Origin of the sequence: Isoptericola sp. NPDC019571 (assembly GCF_044389385.1) — a bacterium.
GTDB lineage: Bacteria > Actinomycetota > Actinomycetes > Actinomycetales > Cellulomonadaceae > Isoptericola > Isoptericola nanjingensis.
This window is the reverse complement of record NZ_JBIRXZ010000006.1, coordinates 156,087-172,712: the sequence shown is the minus strand read 5'-3', so window position 1 is coordinate 172,712 and position 16,626 is coordinate 156,087. Positions and strand designations below refer to the sequence as shown.

The following is a 16,626-nucleotide window of genomic DNA, read 5'->3' as shown; positions in this document are numbered from 1 at the left end:
TCGCCTGCGGGCACGGGCTGCCGGTGCCACGGTGTGCGGCATGCGGGTCGTCGTGGTGGGTCAGACCGGGAACGTCGGGACGGCGCTGCTGCGCGCCCTGGCGGACGAGCCGGAGGTGACGTCCCTGCTGGGCGTGGCGCGTCGGCTGCCGGACCGCACGGCCGAGCCGTACCGGCACGCGGAGTGGGCGGCCATGGACCTCGCGGGCGACGACGACGCGGTCGTCGCGCAGCTCACGGGGCTGTTCCGCGGCGCCGACGCCGTCGTGCACCTCGCCTGGCTGATCCAGCCGAACCGCGACCGGGACCTGCTGCGCACCGTCAATGTGGGGGGCACCCGCCGGGTGGCGCGCGCCGTCGTCGCCGCCGGCGTGCCGCACCTGGTCGTCGCGTCGTCCGTCGGCGTGTACTCGCCCGTGGACGACGACGAGCCGCGCTCCGAGGACTGGCCCGCCGACGGCGTCCCGACCTCGCACTACAGCGTCGACAAGGCCGCGCAGGAGGACGTGCTGGACGAGCTCGAGCGCGCGCACCCGGAGGTCACCGTCGCGCGGCTGCGCACCGCGCTCGTCTTCCAGGGCGACGCGGGCGCGGAGGTGACCCGGCTGTTCGTCGGGAGGGTCCTGCCCGTGGGCCTGCTGCGCCTCGGCCGGCCGCCGCTGCTGCCGCTGCCCGCCGGGCTGCGGCTCCAGGCCGTGCACGGCGACGACGCCGCGGACGCCTACCGGCGCGTGCTGCTGCGTCGTGCGGGCGGCGCGTTCAACGTGGCCGCCGACGACCTGCTGCGCGGCGCCGACGTCGCGCGGCTCGTGGACCACGGGCGCCTGGTCGAGGTGCCGCCCGCTGCGGTGCGCGCGGCGGTGTCGCTCGGCCACGCGGCGCGTGTCGTCGCCGCCGACCCGGGCTGGGTGGACATGGCTATGGGCGCCCCCGTGATGGACACGACGAGGGTGGTCACGGAGCTCGGCTGGCGGGCGCGGACGTCGGCGGGCGACGCGCTCCAGGAGGTCGTGGCGGGGATGGCCGAGGGGCGGGGGCTGGGATCCGCGCCGCTGCGCCCGTCGGCCACCCGGCCCGCCGGCGCGTCCACGCTGCCGCTGCGCGGCCCGCACCCGGCGGTGCCGCCGCAGGTCGACCGGGAGCTCCTCGGCCTGTACCTGTCGGACCACCTCACCGGCGCCACGGCGGGCCTCGGCCGGATCGAGCGGATGGTGGGTGACTACGCCGACCTGCCGCTGCACGCCGAGCTGGTCGAGGTGGCGGAGCAGATCCGGGCCGAGCGCGAGCTGTACGTGCGGCTCCTGCAGGAGCTGGGTCTCCCGCGGCGGCGCCACCGCCAGCTCATGGCGGGCGTCGCCGAGCGGGTCGGCCGGCTCAAGCTCAACGGCCGGGTCGTAGAGCGGTCGCCGATGTCCGTGGTGCTGGAGACGGAGCTCATGCGGTCCGCCGTCGTGGGCAAGCTGGGCGGCTGGCAGACCCTGGAGGAGTACGCCGGCGAGCTCGGCCTCGACCCCGCCCAGTTCCGCGAGCTCGCCGAGCGCGCGCAGCGGCAGCTCGCCATCCTCGACCGCCTGCACGAGTACGCGCGCCGGCGCGCCTTCCGGGACGGCGAGGCCGCGTCGGTCTGATGCCTCCGCGCTGACGCCTACGCGCCGGTGGCCCAGGGGTCCAGCACGACCTTGATGCAGCCGTCCTCCTTGCGCTGGAAGGCGCGGTACCCCTCCGGCGCCTCCTCGAGCGGGAGGCGGTGCGTGCGCAGGTCGAGCACGCCGAGCGGGTCGGCAGGGTCGGCGACGAGGGGCAGCAGGTCGTCGGTCCATCGGCGCACGTTCGCCTGGCCTGTGCGGATCGTGAGCTGCTTGTCGAAGATCTGCATCAGCGGCAGCGGGTCCTTCGCGCCGCCGTAGACGCCCGACAGCGACACCGTGCCGCCGCGCCGCACCAGGGCGCACGCGGCGAGGAGCGCGGCCAGCCGGTCGGCGCCGCCCTTCTCCGTGAGCGGGGCGGCGAGGACGTCGGGCAGCAGGCCCACGAGCTTCTGCGTCGTCTCGGCCAGGGGCGAGCCGTGCGCCTCCATCCCGACGGCGTCGACCACCGCGTCGGGTCCCCGTCCGTCGGTGAGGTCGCGCACCGCCGTGCGCACGCCGCGCTCTCCCGGGTCGAACGTGATGACGCCGTGCCGCTGCGCCATGAGGCGCCGTGCGGGCACCGGGTCGACGCCGACCACCGTGCTCGCCCCGCGGTGCAGGGCGACGCGGGCCGCCATCTGGCCGATGGGCCCGAGCCCCAGCACGACGACGCTGCCGCCCTCCGGCACGTCCGCGTACTCCACCGCCTGCCACGCGGTGGGCAGGACGTCGGACAGGTAGAGCCAGCGCTCGTCGGGCGTGCCGTCGTCGGGCACCACGACCGGGCCGTAGTGGGCCTGCGGCACGCGCAGGTACTGCGCCTGTCCGCCCGGCACCTGCCCGTACAGCCGCGTGTACCCGAAGAGTGCCGCGCCCTTGCCATGGTCGCGGACCTGCGTCGTCTCGCACTGGCTCTGCAGGCCGCGCTCGCACATCCAGCAGCGCCCGCAGGCTATGCCGAACGGCACCACGACGCGGTCGCCGACGGCGAGGTGTCCGACGTCGTCCCCGACCTCCTCGACGACGCCCATCGCCTCGTGCCCCAGCACGTCACCGGCGTCGAGGAACATCCCGAGCACGCCGTACAAGTGCAGGTCGGAGCCGCAGATCGCGGTGGAGGTCACGCGGACGACGGCGTCCGTCGGCTCCTGGACGCGGGGGTCCGGGACGTCCTCGACGCTGACGTGCTCCTTGCCCTGCCAGGTCAGTGCGCGCACCGCTGCGTCCTTCCGCCGTCGGGGCCCGTGCCCCTCGGCCGGCGAGCTGCTGCACCGACGCCGCCAGTGAATCACCGGGGCGGGCTGCTCACCCGTCAGGCGGAACCGGGTGCCGCGCTGCTGGACATCCGGCCCGCGGCGACCGCGGACGGCCCCCGCACCGTCGATGGTGCACGCGCCTCGGTCATGGTCGCCACCGGGGCGTCGTCCGGAGCACCCGCGCTGTTCACCCGCTCGGAAGCGGGCTACGGTCGAGGGGAGTCATGAGGCGGCTCGATCTCCAGCGGAGCGATCCGCCACGACGAGAGGATCCACATGACCGACACGACTTCATGGGACATCGAGGGCACCCTGGCCCTCGGTACCAGCCATCCAGTCGGCCGGTACCGGCACGACCTGTCCACCGGCCTGTGGTGGTGGTCGGACGAGACCTACCGCATCCACGGCTTCGAGCCAGGGGAGATCGTCCCCACCACCGAGCTCATCCTGGCGCACAAGCACCCCGACGACCGGGCGCGGGTGAGCCAGGTCCTCCGTCACGCCTGCGCGACCGGCGAGCCGTTCAGCAGCGTGCACCGCATCATGGACGCGCACGGCGAGGAGCGGACCCTCGCGGTCGTGGGCGAGGGCCGCACCGACGCCGCGGGCGCGGTCTGCGAGCTGGTCGGCTACTTCACCGACGTCACCCCCGCGGTCGCGCGCATCGCCGACGTGCGGGCGACCGCGAGCATCCGGGCGTCCGCCGCCCACCGCGCGACGATCGAGCAGGCCAAGGGCGTCGTCATGTGCGCGCTCCGCACCGACCTCGAGGGCGCGTTCGACTGGCTCCGCGAGGCCTCCAACCACTCCAACCTGCCGCTGCGGGAGATCTCGGCGCGCATCGTGGCGCTCGCGGCCGGCGGCAACGGCGACATGCGCCAGGTCGCCGAGACGATGGCCGACCTGCTCCAGAACCGCTCCGAGCGCCGCACGCGATAGCCGCGCTCACCCGGCCCCGGGGACGTGCCGGGGCTCCCGCATCGCCTGCGCGACGTGGCCTCCGAGGTACCCGCCCGCGCCGACCGCGCCCATGCCGGCCAGGCTGAGCAGCGTGCCGAGCCCGGTGCGGCCCCGATGCCGGGCCCGCCACGAGGCGAGCGCCAGCAGGGTGCCGACGCCGTTGCACGTCGCGTGCACGGCGGCGACGCGCCGCGCGGGGACGCTGAGCGCGCGATAGTCCGCCAGCCCCGTCAGGGCCGTCGGCGGCGCGGCGAGCAACCCCAGGCCCACCAGACGGCGGGCGGCGTCCGCGTGCCCGTGCGGGCGGGTGAGGTCGAGAGCGACCGCGCTCGCCCACAGCCCGATCGGCAGGTCGGTGAGCACGCTGTGCACGGGATGGCCGACGGAGCGGCCGCGGAGCTCGTCGCGCGCCCGGCCCGGCGAGGGCACGACGGTGCGCGAGATCCGGTCGTACAGGTCCGCCAGAGGGTCGAGGCGCTCCGCGCTCTCGAGCTCGGCGGCGAGCCTCGGCAGGGGCTGGTCGGCGGGCGGCTCGGCGTGCCGGTGCGCGGGCATCGTGCCTCCTGGATCGCGAGCGTCCGTCGCGTGCGTCGGGCGAGGCGCCCCTCCTCGACGCCACCACTCGACCCTAGGGCGGGCGCCGGCTGCTCGCCGCCGCGGCCCCGGATGCGGGGAGCGCCGACCCGCCCGAGGGTGGGACGACGTGCCGGGACCGACCCGAGACCGAGCCCGAGGAGGACCAGGATGAGCGAGCACCCCACCGAGCGGGACCGCGCGGAGGAGGACGACCCGCGCCACCAGGCCGAGCGCGAGCGGGCGGCGCACGACCGCGGCGACGGCAAGGCCGCCGACGTCGGCGCCGTCCCCGGCGAGCAGCCCAAGGACGACCCCGACGAGGAGGGCGAGGACCGCTTCGACGCGGGGTGAGGTGGCCGTCCGCGCGCGGCGGCGCTAGCGTGGAGGCCCGGCGTCAGGAAGCGGCACCGACCCTCCCCACTCGGAGGTCACGATGACGACGACAACTCCCGCCGGCACCGACCACCTCGTCTCCGCGCTCGCGGTCGGCACCCACCTGCTCACCGGCTCCTACCGGGCCGAGGCGGGCACGGGACGCTGGTGGTGGTCCGACGAGGTCGACGCGATGCTCGGCCACGAGCCCGGCGCGCTCGAGCCCGGCCCGGAGACCCTCGAGGCCAAGCTGCACCCGGACGATCGCGATCGCGTGGTGCACGACGCCGCACGCGCGCTCGGCTCCGGCGGTCCGGTCGTGACGGCCCGGCGCGTCGTCGACGCCCACGGCCGCACGCGCACCCTGCTGGTCACGGCGCAGGCACGACGCCCCCGCGGCGACGGGCCGCCCGAGGTGGCGGGCTACGTCGTCGACGTCACGCCGGTGCAGCGCGAGGCGGTGCAGCGCGACGTGCGCCGCGCCCTCGACAGCGCCTTCGTCTCGGCCGCCTCGATCGAGCGCGCCAAGGGCGTCCTGATGGCCGTGCACGCCGTGGACGAGGACGCGGCGGAGAGCATGCTCACCGAGGCGGCGGGCGCGACGGGCGCCACGCTGCGCGAGGCCGCCACCCAGATGATGGCGCAGCTCGCCGCCGGCGAGGGCTTCGGCCGTCTCGCCAAGCAGGGCGTCAAGGACGCCCTCGCCGCCGTACAGCCTGCCAAGCGGCCGCACGTGCACGAGGCGCAACTCGCGCGCCGTCGTGCTGCGTGACGGCTGGCCGCGCGACCACGGACCCGACGACCGACCCACGACCCGAGGAGGACAGCATGGCCGACGACCAGCAGTCGTTCCCCGCCCAGCAGCAGGAGCCGCCGGGCCTCACCGGCGCGATGACGCCGGCACCGGACCACGGTGAGCAGAGCTACCGCGGCTCCGGCAAGCTCGACGGGCTCCGCGCCCTGGTGACCGGTGGGGACTCCGGGATCGGCCGGGCCGTGGCGATCGCGTTCGCGCGCGAGGGCGCGGACGTCGCGATCGGGTACCTGCCGGAGGAAGAGGAGGACGCGCAGGAGACGGCGCGCTGGGTGCGCGAGGCGGGTCGAAAGGCCGCGCTGCTGCCGGGCGACCTCACCGACGAGACGACGGCGCGTGGCCTGCCCGACCGGGCGGTCGACGAGCTCGGCGGGCTCGACCTCCTCGTGAACAACGCCGGCTTCCAGATGGCGCGGCGCGACTCCGTCGAGGACATCACCACCGACGAGATCGACCGGGTGCTGAAGACCAACCTGTACGCGCTGCTGTGGGTCACGCAGGCGGCGCTGAAGCACCTGGGCGAGGGGTCGAGCATCATCAACAACTCGTCGATCCAGGCGTACGAGCCGTCGTCGTCGCTGCTCGACTACGCGTCGACCAAGGCGGCCATCAACAACATCACGGTGAACCTTGCGGGCGAGCTCGGGGCGCGCGGCATCCGCGTGAACGCCGTCGCCCCCGGCCCGATCTGGACCCCGCTGCAGCCGGCCACGCAGCCGGAGGAGAAGGTGCAGAAGTTCGGCCAGGACACGCCGCTCGGCCGCGCCGGGCAGCCTGCGGAGGTCGCGCCGGCGTTCGTGTTCCTCGCCTCCCCGCGCGACGCGAGCTACGTCTCGGCGACCGTCGTCGGCGTCACGGGCGGCAAGCCGGTGTTCTGAGCGGGACGTGTGACGTCGCGACGCCGCTGTACGTGCGGTTCAGCGCCGGGCCGGTGGCCGACGCCGCCGCCGAGAGCAGGGACCACGAGAGCGGGTGCCTGCTGCCGGGCCTGAGCGTGAACCCCCTGGACCCGGAGCCGTGGTGGGACCGCCCCGTGGAGCACTGGGTGGCGCGGCAGCTGTGCCAGTACGCGCACCTCATGACGCCGCAGCGGTTCCCGTGGGCGCTCACCGGCGAGGTCGCCGGGCGCGGGCCGGACTGCGAGCCGCTGCTGGTCGCCGCCGTGCCGGCCGCGTCGATCGACCGCGCCGTCGTGGACGAGGCGGCGGAGCTCTACGCCCGAGTCTTCGACCCGGGCAACGACGGCACCTGAGCCGTCCCACCGCGTCTGACCTGGGGACGAGCTGTGCGCGGCCTGGTCACGCCGTGCCGTCCACGCTATTGTGCAGGAGCCCGAACAAATCCTGATCCGGGTGCGCCCGGAGGAAGCAACGAGGCTCCCGATGAGACACCGACCGTCCCCGCGCCGCCACGGCGCCCTCACGCTCGCCGCGGCCGCCGCCGTCGTCGGGCTGACCGCCGGCGGCGCCTCCGCCGCCCCCGCGCCGTCGACCCCGCCCCTGCCCGGCGCCGCGTCCGTGCACGACGCCGACGGCGTCAACGGCTTCAAGACGCCCGCCTACTTCCCGGGCTGGGGCCCGCAGGACGTCGGGTTCGAGGTCGCCGACCTCCAGCGCTCCGGGGCGGTCGAGGACCTGACCCACCTCAACTACGCCTTCGGCAACGTCACGACGGACCTCGTCTGCGACATCACCGACCGCGTCGACCCCGACGAGGGGGCGATCGACCCCGAGACCGGGCTGCCCGAGGGGCACATGGAGGGCGACCCGCTGAACGACTACGTGCAGCTCAAGGGCGCCGGCCAGGCCGTGGACGGCGTGGCCGACGACGCGGACCAGGCGCTGGCGGGCAACTTCAACCAGCTGAAGAAGCTCAAGGCGGCGAACCCCGGCCTCAAGGTGCTGATCTCCCTGGGCGGCTGGACCTGGTCGGACAACTTCTCCGAGGCGGTGAGCAGCCCGGAGAGCCGGCAGCGGCTCGTCGACTCGTGCATCGACCTGTACCTCGACGGGAACCTGCCCGTCGTCGACGACCCGGAGCACGGCACCAAGGGCGGCGACGGCGCCGCGGCCGGCATCTTCGACGGGTTCGACATCGACTGGGAGTGGCCCGTCGTGGGTGGGGAGCACCCGAGCGACCACCCGGAGGCGGACAAGGAGAACTTCCTGGCCTTCGCGGAGCTGCTGCGCGCCGAGCTCGACGCGCGCGGCGCCACCACCGGCGAGGACTACCTCATCACCGGCTTCGCCCCGGCGTCGTGGGCGGGCCGCACCGAGGGCGGGTGGGTCGACCCGCGGCTCGCCGCCGTCGTCGACTTCCTCAACATCCAGGGCTACGACTACGTGGGGCCGTGGCAGGCGGGCAGCACCGGCCACCAGGGCAACCTGCACGAGTACCCCTCGTACGGGGACCCGGACCAGTCGGCGAACTGGGGCCTCGCCGCCGACGGCCTCATGAACGCCTACAAGAACGCCGGGTACCGCGGCGACCAGCTCGTGCTCGGCCTGGCCGCGTACGGATACGGGTGGAAGGGCGTCGACGACCCGACGCCCGGCGCGCCCGCCAGCGGCGGATCGCTGCCGTTCACGTACTACGCGCAGCTGCAGGACCGGTTCGCCGAGGGCGGCTTCACCGAGCACTACGACGAGCAGGCCGGGCAGAGCTACTACTCCAACGGCGACGAGTGGTGGACGCTCGACACCCCGCGCTCCGTGACGGCCAAGGCCGAGTGGCTCGCGGAGAACGGCTTCGGCGGCGCCTACCTGTGGGACATCGCCGGCGACGCCGACCGCGACCTCAGCTCCGCGCTGGTCCGCACCTTCCAGGCCGCGACGCCCGGCCCGCTCGTCGAGGGCGACGGCGCCGCCCCTTGGTACCCGACCGGCGTCTACCGGACCGGCGACGTCGTCTCGCACGACGGCGTCGAGTACGCCGCGAAGTGGTGGACGCGCGGCGTCGCCCCCGCGTCGGTCGCGGCCACGAAGGACCCGTGGAAGGTCGTCGGCCAGCACGGCGACCACCCCGTCGCCGCCGAGGACTGCGGCCCGGCGTTCGACGCCGCCGCCACCTACACGTCGGGCGACGTCGTCTCCCGCGCCGGCGTGAACCACACCGCCCAGTGGTGGACCCGCGGCGAGCTGCCCGGCAGCGACGTCAAGGGTTCCTGGGATGCCGGCGCGCCCTGCGTCTGACGTCTCCGCCGCACGACGACGCCCGCCCCGGTACCCCGGCGGCGGGCGTCGTCGTCCGTGTCAGCCCTTCACCGGGTCGAGCTGGAGGTAGTCGAGGTTCCAGTTCTGGTAGGCGTCCCCGGGCAGGCTGATCCGGACGGTGTGGGTACCCCGGGTCAGGCGCTGCACGACGCCGCTGGGCTGCAGCGCCTGCTTGTTGTGGCTGGTGGTGCTGAGCACGGCGACGCGCTCGCTCTCCGCGCCGCCGTCGAACGACACGGTGTAGGCGCCCGCGGGCGTGTACGGGGACGAGACCCGTGCGGACAGTGCGTAGGTGCCGGTGCGGGGCACGTCGACCTCGTACGTCAGCCACTCGCCGCCGCGCATCCAGGAGACGCGCACGTTGCCGTCGGCGTCGGAGATGTCGACGTCGTCGCCCGGCCGCATGTCGAGGCCGCCACGGTTGCCGGCGTCGACGTCGTGGTACGCGACGCCCTCCCCGCCGGGCGCGTAGTCCTCTGCCTGGACGCGCACGCTGCCGCGGGGGACCGGGTCGCCCTCGCCCGTGCGGAGCCAGCGCTCGAGGGCCTGGACGTCGTCGGTCTGGATCATGGACGCGCGGTAGGTGGAGACGATCCGTTCCCAGCCGCGGCTCGGGTCGACCAGCGACGCCTCGTCGGTGAGGTGGTCGGCCAGGCCGTTCCACATCGAGTTGACCCACACCCGTGACTCCTTGGCCAGTCGCGCGAGGAACGGCGCCCGCGCGACGGCGTCCTGCTCGGTACCGAACACGACCTCGTATCCGAGGGGCTGGTCGTCGCCGAACTCGTCGAAGGACGCGAGGTTGTCGTCGCTGATCATGTGCAGGTACAGGGCGCCGGGGTGGGCGTCGCGGAACTGCTGGACCTCGCTGACCGGGGCGTTCGACTTGAACAGCCCGTTGCGGACTGTGCCCGTGTCGACGAGGACGTCCCAGATCTCCTCCCGCGCCGGCCAGCCCTTGTCGAGGTTGACCAGGCCGCGGTCGGCGGCGACCTTCATGGCCTCCGCGAGCGTCGGGATGCGTTCGTCGGTGAGGGAGGTCTGCGCGCCGCCGAGGTGTTCCTTCAGCCGCAGCTCGCGGATCTCCGCCAGCGTGAACGACGAGACCTTGCCGGTGCCGTTCGTCGTCCGGTCCACGGTCTCGTCGTGCATGAGCACGGGCACGCCGTCGGAGGTGAGGCGCACGTCCAGCTCGACGATCTCCGCGCCGTCGTCGAACGCCGCCTCGATCGCGGGCAGCGAGTTCTCCGGGGCGTCGCGCCACTGGCCGCGGTGCGCAGCGGTGAGGATCTTCGCGTCGTCGGAGTGGTCCAGCAGGTCGCGGTACGCCCGGTGGGCGTCGGTCCGGCCGCCGTGACCCTTGCCGCCGTAGGCGAGCGCGGGCGACGACGCGGCGGACGACGTCGCGGCGGTGTCGGCGCCGCTGGTCGAGGTGGCCGCCGTCGTTCCTCCGACCGCCGCGGCGGCGGTGAGCGCGACGGCGAGGGCGGACGTGGTGGTGCGTCGAAGTCGTGGGTTGGCCATGCGCGCGACGCTAGGTGCCCCGGGAAGCCGTGCGGTGGACCGCCCGGCGACGGCAGGATGAAGACTCGGCGAACGAGGTGGCAGCGCGACGATTTCGGGTCTGCCGGTTCGTTGGGTATCCTCGGTGGGCCGGTTCGTCCGGCGAGGTAGCGTGTCCGAGCGGCCTAAGGAGCACGCCTCGAAAGCGTGTGTGGGTGAAAGTCCACCGTGGGTTCAAATCCCACCGCTACCGCCACCCGAAGGGCCCCACCCGCGAGTTTCTGCGGCTGTGGGGTCCTTCGTCGTTCCCCGCACCTCGCCACGGCGCATGGACTCGCACTCAGTGCATGATGCGTCTCTTACCCGCGGCTCCGGCGATGGCGACCGCCGTCGCGAACAGGGTCACGACCGTCGCCGTCGTCATGATGGACGCATCGAGGGGAAGCATCGGGCAAGCGGCAGGCACGTCGTCGTCGGGGCAGGTGCGCCACGGCTGCATGAAGAAGACGACGGACACGACGGCACCCAGTACGGCCAGCAAAATGCCGCCGACAAGCATGAAAGTCGACGCACGAGTCCTCATCCGGCGAGAGTAGGGAACGGCGGGCCTCGGACTCGGCGCCGGACAAGAACTTCACCCGGGACTACGCCTGGTCGAGCGCGTCCCAGTCCCTCCGGAGCAGCCCGAAGACCCACGAGTCGGAGACGTCGCCGTTGACGACGCAGTCTTCGCGCAGGGTTCCCTCGTGCACGAACCCCAGCTTCTCCAGGATGCGGGCGGACGCCGCGTTACGGGTGTCCGTCTCGGACTGGACGCGATTGAGGGGCAGCGTGTCGAAGGCCCACCCCAGCAGGGCGCGGGCTGCCTCGGTCGCGTAGCCGTGGCCCCACATCTGCTCGCCGAGGCAATAACCCAGCGTCGCGCTGCGGAAGTCGGGGTTCCACTCGAAAAGGCCGCACCAGCCGACGAAGGCGCCGTCGGAGGCGCGGTCGATGGCCACCCGGGCGCCGGTCCCTTCCTCCTCGATCGTCCGGGACATGGCGACGAAGCGGTCGGCGCGCGCCCGGTCGGTCCACGGCGGGGAGTCCCAGTAACGCAGCACGTGGGCGTCGCTGTGCATCGCGAAGAGTGCATCGGCGTCGTCGTCGGCGACCGGCCGCAGCCGCAGACGGTCGGTGGTCAGCGTCGGGGTTGGGTGCGGCGGCATGCGCCCATCGTCAGCGTTCGCCGTGCGGCCGTCACGGCAAATACCCGCCCACCGTGCGGCGTCGAGCCGATGAGTCCGCCGCCGTCGCGCCGTCTGCAGAACGACCGTCGACCCGAGGGACACACGATGAAGCTGCTGCTGACATCCGCAGGCGTGCGGAACGCGGCGATCCGCGCCGCGCTGGAGGACCTGCTCCCGCGACCGGTCGCGGACTGCACCGCCCTCGCCATCCCCACCGCGCTGTACGGGCACCCGTGGGTGGGCCCGGGGCGGAACGCCTGGAACTTCATCGCCGGCACCACGGACCACATGACCGGCCTCGGCTGGAAGTCGGTCGGCGTGCTCGAGCTGACCGCGCTGCCGAGCATCCCCGAGGAGCGCTGGGTGCCGCTGGTGCGGGAGACCGACGTCCTGCTGGCCGCGGGCGGCGACGCCGGCTACCTCGCCTACTGGATGCGACGTTCCGGCCTGGCCGACCTGCTGCCCGAGCTCGACGACGCCGTGTGGGTCGGGATGAGCGGCGGGAGCATGGTGATGACGCCGGCCATCGGGGAGGAGTTCGTCGGCTGGCTGCCGCCCGACGGCGAGGACGCCGCCACGCTCGGCGTCGTCGACTTCTCGATGTTCCCCCACCTCGGCCACCCCGACCTACCCGACAATACGGAGGCCGCGGCCGAGCGCTGGGCGGCGGCACTCGGCGGCCCCGCCTACGCCGTCGACGACGAGACGGCGTTCGTGGTCGACGACGGCGCCGTCGAGGTCGTGTCCGAGGGGACCTGGCGGAAGCTGGCCTGACCGGCGGTCGCTGTACCTTGGCCTGCGGCGGCCGGGCACCGGCCGGCCCGCACCGATCGGCCCCTCACCAGGAGACCACCACCGCATGACGACGCACCACGACGGATACCCGGACGAGCAGGGCCCCAGCCCGCTCCGCGCTGCCGCGGTGGTCGGTGTCGCGCTCATCCAGGCGGGGCTCGCCGGGCTGTTCGTGACGACGTGGTGGCGGCACGTCCAGACGCTCGTCGAGTCGCCGGAGGTCGTGCCGGTGCTGTTCCGGCTGCTGTCGGCGGTGCTGTTCGTGTGGGTCGTCGCGGCGGAGGTCCGCGGGCTGCTGCGGGGGCGCCGGTCGCCGCTGCTGGTGGTGGCGGTCGCGGCGGTCGCGACCGTCGGGGTGCTCCTGCTCGAGGTCCTCGCGCCCCGCTGACCGGACCCGGTCAGGGGATGGGTTCCGCGGCGAGCTGGTTCATCGCCTCCTGGGAGCACTCCGCCGTCGTCGTGGGGAGCACCATGACCGCCTGCGGGTAGGTCGCGCGGTAGGAGTACGGGCCGACCTCGTAGGCGACCGTGCTGTACGGGAACGAGCCGCCGTCCCTGTCGACCTCCAGCACGTACGCGAGCCGCACCGTCTCACCGGGCTTCAGCGTGATCCCCTCCGGGCCGACCACGGAGGTCTCCTCCCAGCCGGGGTCCTCCGGGTCGTACGCGGTGCCGAAGACGACGTCCGGCGAGGGTGGCACGACGCGCACCTCGTGCACGCGGAGGCCGGGTGTCGCGGCGGGCTCGACCTTGCTCACGTGCACGGTGGCGCCGGTCGTGTTCGACAGCGTGGGGGCTTCGTTCACCTGGAGCGGGCCGTCCCACGGCACGCAGCTGCCGGCGCCGGGCGCGCGCAGGTCGTCGCCGTGGACCAGCGAGGAACCGACGGCCCGGTAGTGCGCCCAGCCGCCGACCCCGCAGGCGAGGGCGACGACGACCGCGACAGTGATCGGCAGGCGATGGCGAGGAAAGGGACGGCCGGTGCGCGCCGTCGTGCGGGCCATGTCGACTCGGTCGTCCACGGCGAGATCATAGGGCGCGGCGGAAACACGGAGGGCGCGCTCGCCGCGCGCGTCACGCCGTTCGACCCGGCCTTCCGGAGGTTCGCGGACTCGTGCCTCGCCGGGCCGCCGAACCCGTTCCTGGTGCGGGTGGACGACGTCGTCCCGCTCCGCCACCCGACGTCGTCTCCCTGCGCCGCCGGATCGAGGACCTCCTCGCCGACTTCTCCCGCGCGGACCTCGAGGACTTCCTTCACACCCCCGCCTTCGCGCCCGGACCGGACACGGACGCGCTGCGCCGCGCCCTGGACGGGCTGACGCTGGGAGACGATCAGCGCACGACGTCGTAGACCACGTGCACCGCCGTCGTCGACGGCGTCGCACTGCGCTGCACGAGGGTGTGGCCGTGGCCGCCCACGAAGAGCGGCGTCCCGTCGCCGAGGACGACGGGGGAGAGGTGCAGGACGAGCACGTCGAGCAGCCCGGCGTCCAGGGCGGAGCCGACGGTCGCGCCGCCGCCCATGAGGACGACGTCCCGGTCCCCGTCGCCAGCCTCCGCCGCCTCACGGGCCTGCGCGACGGCGTCGCGCAGGCCGGTGGTGACGAACGTCCAGAACGCGAGCCGCGTGCGTACGGGCGGGTCGCTCGTGACGACGAAGAACGGCGGCCGGCCGACCTCGCGGGCGCCGTATCCCACCTCGTCGTCCCAGCCCTGCGGCCCGTCGACGACGTCGAACAGGTTGCGCCCCAGCACGACGGCGCCGCTGCTCGCCGTGGCGGAGCGCAGCTGCTCCCGGTCCACCGGGTCGTCGCTGAACGCCCACGTGTGCAGGGCCTCGCCGCCGTCGCCGAGGCCGTTCTCGGGTCCCGGGTTCGGTCCGGTGACGAACCCGTCCAACGAGATCGAGATGTCGCCCACCACTCTGGTCATGGGTGGTGGACCGTCGCGGCGGCGAGGAGTCATCGCCCGCGACGTCAGCGGACGGCGGCGACGAACGCGTCGACCTCGTCGCGCGACCGCAACCGGTGAAACTCCACGTGCGAGTGCGCGGGGTCGGCCATCGCTGCGCCGTACCGTTCGGGGTACCGGTCCAGCTGCTCCCACGACCAGCGGACGATGGAGCTCTTGCGCCACGGCGCGAGGACGTCGCGCCAGCGCTGCCGATTTCCGGTGCCCGTCCACAGCTCCGTCCGGTCGAGGGCACGCAACAGCGTGCGCCGATACACCTGTGCCATGACGACCGACCGCGGCGGGTCGAGCCAGACGACGGCGTCGGCGCGCGCCCAGACCTCTGCCTGCAGGTGGGAGTAGTTCCCATCGATCACCCAGCTGTCCGCGGCGATCTCGGCACGTGCGTCGGCCTCGAAGTCGTCGCGGGGACGTGGCGTCCAGTCGGGACCCCAGAACAGGGCGTCCAGCTCGACGTGCCGCACCCCGAGCCCGGCCGCCAGGCGCCTCCCGACCGTGGACTTCCCCGACCCGGCCGCCCCGACCACCGACACCCTGCGCATCGCGGAAACCTAGCACCGGTCGCGGCGGCGTCGGCCGGCATGCCCGCCGCGGATCTAGGCTGCGAGCACGCGAGAGGCGCGGACAGGACGAAGGAGACCGATGAGCCCACGACCGTCGCCGGTCCTCGTCCCTGCACCGCGGTCGGACGACGCCGCCTGGACACGGTGGGGCAAGTGGTGGCTCCCGCTCGGCCCGGCAGTGGTGGCGTGCTACGCGACGGTGATGGTGCTGACGATCCTGGTGCTGGAGCCGTTGGCGGCGATGCCCGGCATGACTCAGGCGGAGATCTACGGGGCCTTGGCGGCGGCGGGGTGGACGGTGGCCGGCAGCGTGCCGTTCCTGGTGGCGTGGGCCGCGTTCGGGGTCGGGCTGTCGGTCGCGGGGTGCGCCGTCGCGCTCCGGCGGCGGGTGGCCCCCGACACCGCTGTGGCGTGGCAGCTCGCCGTGCTCGCGCTGGGCGCGCCGGCGTACTTCTGGGGCGGCTTCGGCATGGGCATGGACCTCGCCGACACCTTCATGATCACCGGCGGCGACCACTCCGCCGTCCCGTCGGTCCTGTACGCCGTCAGCGGCGGGGCGCTCGCGGCGCTGGTCGCGCTGCAGGTGCCGCGCGCGGTGCGGTGGGTGCGCGCCCGGCGCGGCTGACCGCGCTCAGCGACGGGCGAGGAGTCTGGCGATCCGGGCGTGCGTCATGAACGACTGGTTCATGCGCCGGTAGGCGTGGAAGTTCAGCACCACGTGGGCGTCCTGCCGCGGGTAGAAGAACAGGTGGGTGGCGAAGTGCCCGAGGCCGCCGACGGGCTCGGGCAGCCCCCGGAGGAACGGCGGTGTGAACTCGCCGAACCGGATGGTGACGGTGCCCGCCCCGTAGTGGATCCCGCGGCGCAGGCGGTGCCGCGGCCGGTTCATCCAGGCCAGGGTCGCGGGGGAGACGAGGCGGCCGCCGTGCAGGGCGCGCTGGAAGGCGACGAGGTCCGACGGCGGGGAGACGATGCCGCCCCCGGCCCAGTCGAGGCTCATGCTCAGGGCGCGGCTGAGCTCGTGGTCGCCGATCCAGAACGGCGCGACGTCGAGGCCTGCAAGGTCGTCGGGTGTGCGCGCGTCGGTGTACGGGGTGGAGCTGCGCTCCATCCCGGCGGGGGCGAGGACCCGCTCGCGCAGGACGTCGTTGAACCGGCCCCCGGTGACCTCCTCGACGATCCGGCCGAGCAGGACGAAGCCCGGGTCGCCGTAGCGGAACCGCTCGCCCGGACGCCCGACGGCGGCGTGGCCGCGCACCTCGTCGAGCAGCGTCGTGGGGGTCCACCGCCGGTCGGGACGCACCGCCGTGACCTCGACGGAGTATGCCGTCTCGCGGACGCCCGACGGCTCGAACAGGTCGGGCAGCCCGCTGGTGTGGGTGAGCAGGTGCTCCACGGTGACGTCGGCGCCGACGTCGACGCCGGGGGCGGCAGGGAGGTCGTCGAGGTCGCTCCCCGGGAGCACCTTCCCCACCGGGGTGTCGAACCCGAGCCGGCCCTGCTCGACGAGCAGCGCGACGAGCGTGGCGGTCATGACTTTGCCGATGCTGGCCGCGTGGAACGGCTGCGACCCGCCCGACTCGAGCTCGAGCCCCGGCGCGACGACCAGCACCTGGGGCGCCGGCATCGACGGGCGCCGTCGGGCGATCCGGTCCAGCCTCGCCCTCAGGCGGTCGATCTCGCGTGACGTGCTCATGGCCTCTCCTCCGTCGATAAGTCTCATAGACATGTCTACTAGACAGGTCTAT

The 16,626-nt window shown here is 74.0% G+C and carries 20 protein-coding genes and 1 tRNA gene; 12 read left to right on the top strand and 9 right to left on the bottom strand.

Translation table 11 applies throughout. From position 1 onward, the window contains the following. Positions 1-40: 40 nt before the first annotated feature. A complete protein-coding gene (locus ACH443_RS12780) occupies positions 41-1,627 on the top strand; it encodes an NAD-dependent epimerase/dehydratase family protein (RefSeq protein WP_430590516.1) in 1,587 nt (528 codons plus the stop codon). Positions 1,628-1,644: 17 nt separating this feature from the next. Here ACH443_RS12780 and ACH443_RS12775 read toward each other — a convergent pair whose 3' ends face one another. After that, complete coding sequence (locus ACH443_RS12775) at positions 1,645-2,844, bottom strand: alcohol dehydrogenase catalytic domain-containing protein (RefSeq protein ID WP_430557338.1); 1,200 nt, start codon at positions 2,842-2,844, stop codon at positions 1,645-1,647. 315 nt (positions 2,845-3,159) lie between these two features. Between ACH443_RS12775 and ACH443_RS12770 the strand changes: the two genes are divergently transcribed. Continuing rightward, entirely contained in the window at positions 3,160-3,822 is a 663-nt protein-coding gene (locus ACH443_RS12770) for a PAS and ANTAR domain-containing protein (RefSeq protein WP_430557337.1), read from the top strand. Positions 3,823-3,828: 6 nt separating this feature from the next. Here the strand turns inward: ACH443_RS12770 and ACH443_RS12765 are convergent, their stop codons facing one another. Further along, a complete protein-coding gene (locus ACH443_RS12765) occupies positions 3,829-4,398 on the bottom strand; it encodes a DUF2231 domain-containing protein (RefSeq protein WP_430557336.1) in 570 nt (189 codons plus the stop codon). 189 nt (positions 4,399-4,587) lie between these two features. Here ACH443_RS12765 and ACH443_RS12760 point away from each other — a divergent pair, with 189 nt between their 5' ends. The 5 genes from ACH443_RS12760 (at position 4,588) to ACH443_RS12740 (ending at position 8,796) form a co-directional block, all read left to right on the top strand. Then, entirely contained in the window at positions 4,588-4,770 is a 183-nt protein-coding gene (locus ACH443_RS12760; RefSeq protein ID WP_429766494.1) for a hypothetical protein, read from the top strand. An 82-nt stretch (positions 4,771-4,852) separates the two neighbouring features. After that, positions 4,853-5,563 carry a PAS and ANTAR domain-containing protein gene (locus ACH443_RS12755; RefSeq protein WP_430557335.1) on the top strand — a complete coding sequence of 237 codons (711 nt, stop codon included), beginning with the start codon at positions 4,853-4,855 and terminating at the stop codon, positions 5,561-5,563. A gap of 56 nt (positions 5,564-5,619) precedes the next feature. Next, positions 5,620-6,483, top strand: coding sequence for an SDR family oxidoreductase (locus ACH443_RS12750; protein ID WP_430557334.1), 864 nt, complete (start codon positions 5,620-5,622; stop codon positions 6,481-6,483). Continuing rightward, a complete protein-coding gene (locus tag ACH443_RS12745; protein WP_430590581.1) occupies positions 6,480-6,857 on the top strand; it encodes a DUF6098 family protein in 378 nt (125 codons plus the stop codon). Before ACH443_RS12750 ends, ACH443_RS12745 begins: the two co-directional genes overlap by 4 nt. A gap of 130 nt (positions 6,858-6,987) precedes the next feature. Then, complete coding sequence (locus ACH443_RS12740) at positions 6,988-8,796, top strand: glycosyl hydrolase family 18 protein (RefSeq protein ID WP_430590515.1); 1,809 nt, start codon at positions 6,988-6,990, stop codon at positions 8,794-8,796. Between the two features lie 60 nt (positions 8,797-8,856). Here ACH443_RS12740 and ACH443_RS12735 read toward each other — a convergent pair whose 3' ends face one another. Further along, positions 8,857-10,341, bottom strand: a complete 1,485-nt coding sequence (locus ACH443_RS12735; RefSeq protein ID WP_430557332.1) for a glycerophosphodiester phosphodiesterase family protein — start codon at positions 10,339-10,341, stop codon at positions 8,857-8,859. A gap of 145 nt (positions 10,342-10,486) precedes the next feature. On the opposite strand from ACH443_RS12735, the gene ACH443_RS12730 reads away from it, so the two are divergent. Continuing rightward, positions 10,487-10,576, top strand: a tRNA-Ser gene (locus ACH443_RS12730). Between the two features lie 84 nt (positions 10,577-10,660). Here ACH443_RS12730 and ACH443_RS12725 read toward each other — a convergent pair. Together ACH443_RS12725 and ACH443_RS12720 are read right to left on the bottom strand one after the other, a co-directional pair. Beyond that, complete coding sequence (locus ACH443_RS12725) at positions 10,661-10,903, bottom strand: hypothetical protein (protein WP_429766520.1); 243 nt, start codon at positions 10,901-10,903, stop codon at positions 10,661-10,663. A gap of 61 nt (positions 10,904-10,964) precedes the next feature. After that, positions 10,965-11,528, bottom strand: a complete 564-nt coding sequence (locus ACH443_RS12720) for a GNAT family N-acetyltransferase (RefSeq protein WP_430557330.1) — start codon at positions 11,526-11,528, stop codon at positions 10,965-10,967. A 126-nt stretch (positions 11,529-11,654) separates the two neighbouring features. On the opposite strand from ACH443_RS12720, the gene ACH443_RS12715 reads away from it, so the two are divergent. Together ACH443_RS12715 and ACH443_RS12710 are read left to right on the top strand one after the other, a co-directional pair. Then, a complete protein-coding gene (locus ACH443_RS12715; protein WP_430590514.1) occupies positions 11,655-12,323 on the top strand; it encodes a Type 1 glutamine amidotransferase-like domain-containing protein in 669 nt (222 codons plus the stop codon). Positions 12,324-12,408: 85 nt separating this feature from the next. Continuing rightward, positions 12,409-12,732: a hypothetical protein gene (locus tag ACH443_RS12710; protein WP_429766524.1), complete on the top strand. Its 324-nt coding sequence runs from the start codon at positions 12,409-12,411 to the stop codon at positions 12,730-12,732. Positions 12,733-12,742: 10 nt separating this feature from the next. Here ACH443_RS12710 and ACH443_RS12705 read toward each other — a convergent pair whose 3' ends face one another. Then, positions 12,743-13,366: a hypothetical protein gene (locus tag ACH443_RS12705; RefSeq protein ID WP_430590513.1), complete on the bottom strand. Its 624-nt coding sequence runs from the start codon at positions 13,364-13,366 to the stop codon at positions 12,743-12,745. A gap of 92 nt (positions 13,367-13,458) precedes the next feature. Between ACH443_RS12705 and ACH443_RS12700 the strand changes: the two genes are divergently transcribed. Continuing rightward, positions 13,459-13,695, top strand: coding sequence for a hypothetical protein (locus tag ACH443_RS12700; protein ID WP_430590512.1), 237 nt, complete (start codon positions 13,459-13,461; stop codon positions 13,693-13,695). Here ACH443_RS12700 and ACH443_RS12695 read toward each other — a convergent pair. Together ACH443_RS12695 and ACH443_RS12690 are read right to left on the bottom strand one after the other, a co-directional pair. After that, the gene (locus ACH443_RS12695; protein ID WP_430590511.1) at positions 13,677-14,276 is read right to left on the bottom strand and encodes a dihydrofolate reductase family protein; all 600 of its coding nucleotides are present in this window, start codon (positions 14,274-14,276) and stop codon (positions 13,677-13,679) included. The genes ACH443_RS12700 and ACH443_RS12695 overlap by 19 nt on opposite strands. Before the next feature lie 44 nt (positions 14,277-14,320). Further along, positions 14,321-14,857 (bottom strand): toxin, encoded by a 537-nt coding sequence (locus ACH443_RS12690; RefSeq protein WP_430557326.1) that lies wholly within the window; start codon positions 14,855-14,857, stop codon positions 14,321-14,323. Between the two features lie 100 nt (positions 14,858-14,957). Between ACH443_RS12690 and ACH443_RS12685 the strand changes: the two genes are divergently transcribed. Next, the gene (locus ACH443_RS12685; RefSeq protein WP_430557325.1) at positions 14,958-15,503 is read left to right on the top strand and encodes a hypothetical protein; all 546 of its coding nucleotides are present in this window, start codon (positions 14,958-14,960) and stop codon (positions 15,501-15,503) included. Positions 15,504-15,509: 6 nt separating this feature from the next. Here the strand turns inward: ACH443_RS12685 and ACH443_RS12680 are convergent, their stop codons facing one another. After that, positions 15,510-16,574, bottom strand: a complete 1,065-nt coding sequence (locus tag ACH443_RS12680; protein ID WP_430590510.1) for a serine hydrolase domain-containing protein — start codon at positions 16,572-16,574, stop codon at positions 15,510-15,512. Between the last annotated feature and the right edge of the window lie 52 nt (positions 16,575-16,626).

Bases quoted from the DNA above. Each gene is read 5' to 3' on its own strand.
- ACH443_RS12695 (WP_430590511.1), bottom strand. From the start codon at position 14,276: ATGACCAGAGTGGTGGGCGACATCTCGATCTCGTTGGACGGGTTCGTC.
- ACH443_RS12685 (WP_430557325.1), top strand. From the start codon at position 14,958: ATGAGCCCACGACCGTCGCCGGTCCTCGTCCCTGCACCGCGGTCGGAC.
- ACH443_RS12710 (WP_429766524.1), top strand. From the start codon at position 12,409: ATGACGACGCACCACGACGGATACCCGGACGAGCAGGGCCCCAGCCCG.
- ACH443_RS12760 (WP_429766494.1), top strand. From the start codon at position 4,588: ATGAGCGAGCACCCCACCGAGCGGGACCGCGCGGAGGAGGACGACCCG.
- ACH443_RS12770 (WP_430557337.1), top strand. From the start codon at position 3,160: ATGACCGACACGACTTCATGGGACATCGAGGGCACCCTGGCCCTCGGT.
- ACH443_RS12715 (WP_430590514.1), top strand. From the start codon at position 11,655: ATGAAGCTGCTGCTGACATCCGCAGGCGTGCGGAACGCGGCGATCCGC.
- ACH443_RS12735 (WP_430557332.1), bottom strand. From the start codon at position 10,341: ATGGCCAACCCACGACTTCGACGCACCACCACGTCCGCCCTCGCCGTC.
- ACH443_RS12780 (WP_430590516.1), top strand. From the start codon at position 41: ATGCGGGTCGTCGTGGTGGGTCAGACCGGGAACGTCGGGACGGCGCTG.
- ACH443_RS12740 (WP_430590515.1), top strand. From the start codon at position 6,988: ATGAGACACCGACCGTCCCCGCGCCGCCACGGCGCCCTCACGCTCGCC.
- ACH443_RS12755 (WP_430557335.1), top strand. From the start codon at position 4,853: ATGACGACGACAACTCCCGCCGGCACCGACCACCTCGTCTCCGCGCTC.
- ACH443_RS12690 (WP_430557326.1), bottom strand. From the start codon at position 14,857: ATGCGCAGGGTGTCGGTGGTCGGGGCGGCCGGGTCGGGGAAGTCCACG.
- ACH443_RS12765 (WP_430557336.1), bottom strand. From the start codon at position 4,398: ATGCCCGCGCACCGGCACGCCGAGCCGCCCGCCGACCAGCCCCTGCCG.
- ACH443_RS12720 (WP_430557330.1), bottom strand. From the start codon at position 11,528: ATGCCGCCGCACCCAACCCCGACGCTGACCACCGACCGTCTGCGGCTG.
- ACH443_RS12725 (WP_429766520.1), bottom strand. From the start codon at position 10,903: ATGAGGACTCGTGCGTCGACTTTCATGCTTGTCGGCGGCATTTTGCTG.
- ACH443_RS12750 (WP_430557334.1), top strand. From the start codon at position 5,620: ATGGCCGACGACCAGCAGTCGTTCCCCGCCCAGCAGCAGGAGCCGCCG.
- ACH443_RS12680 (WP_430590510.1), bottom strand. From the start codon at position 16,574: ATGAGCACGTCACGCGAGATCGACCGCCTGAGGGCGAGGCTGGACCGG.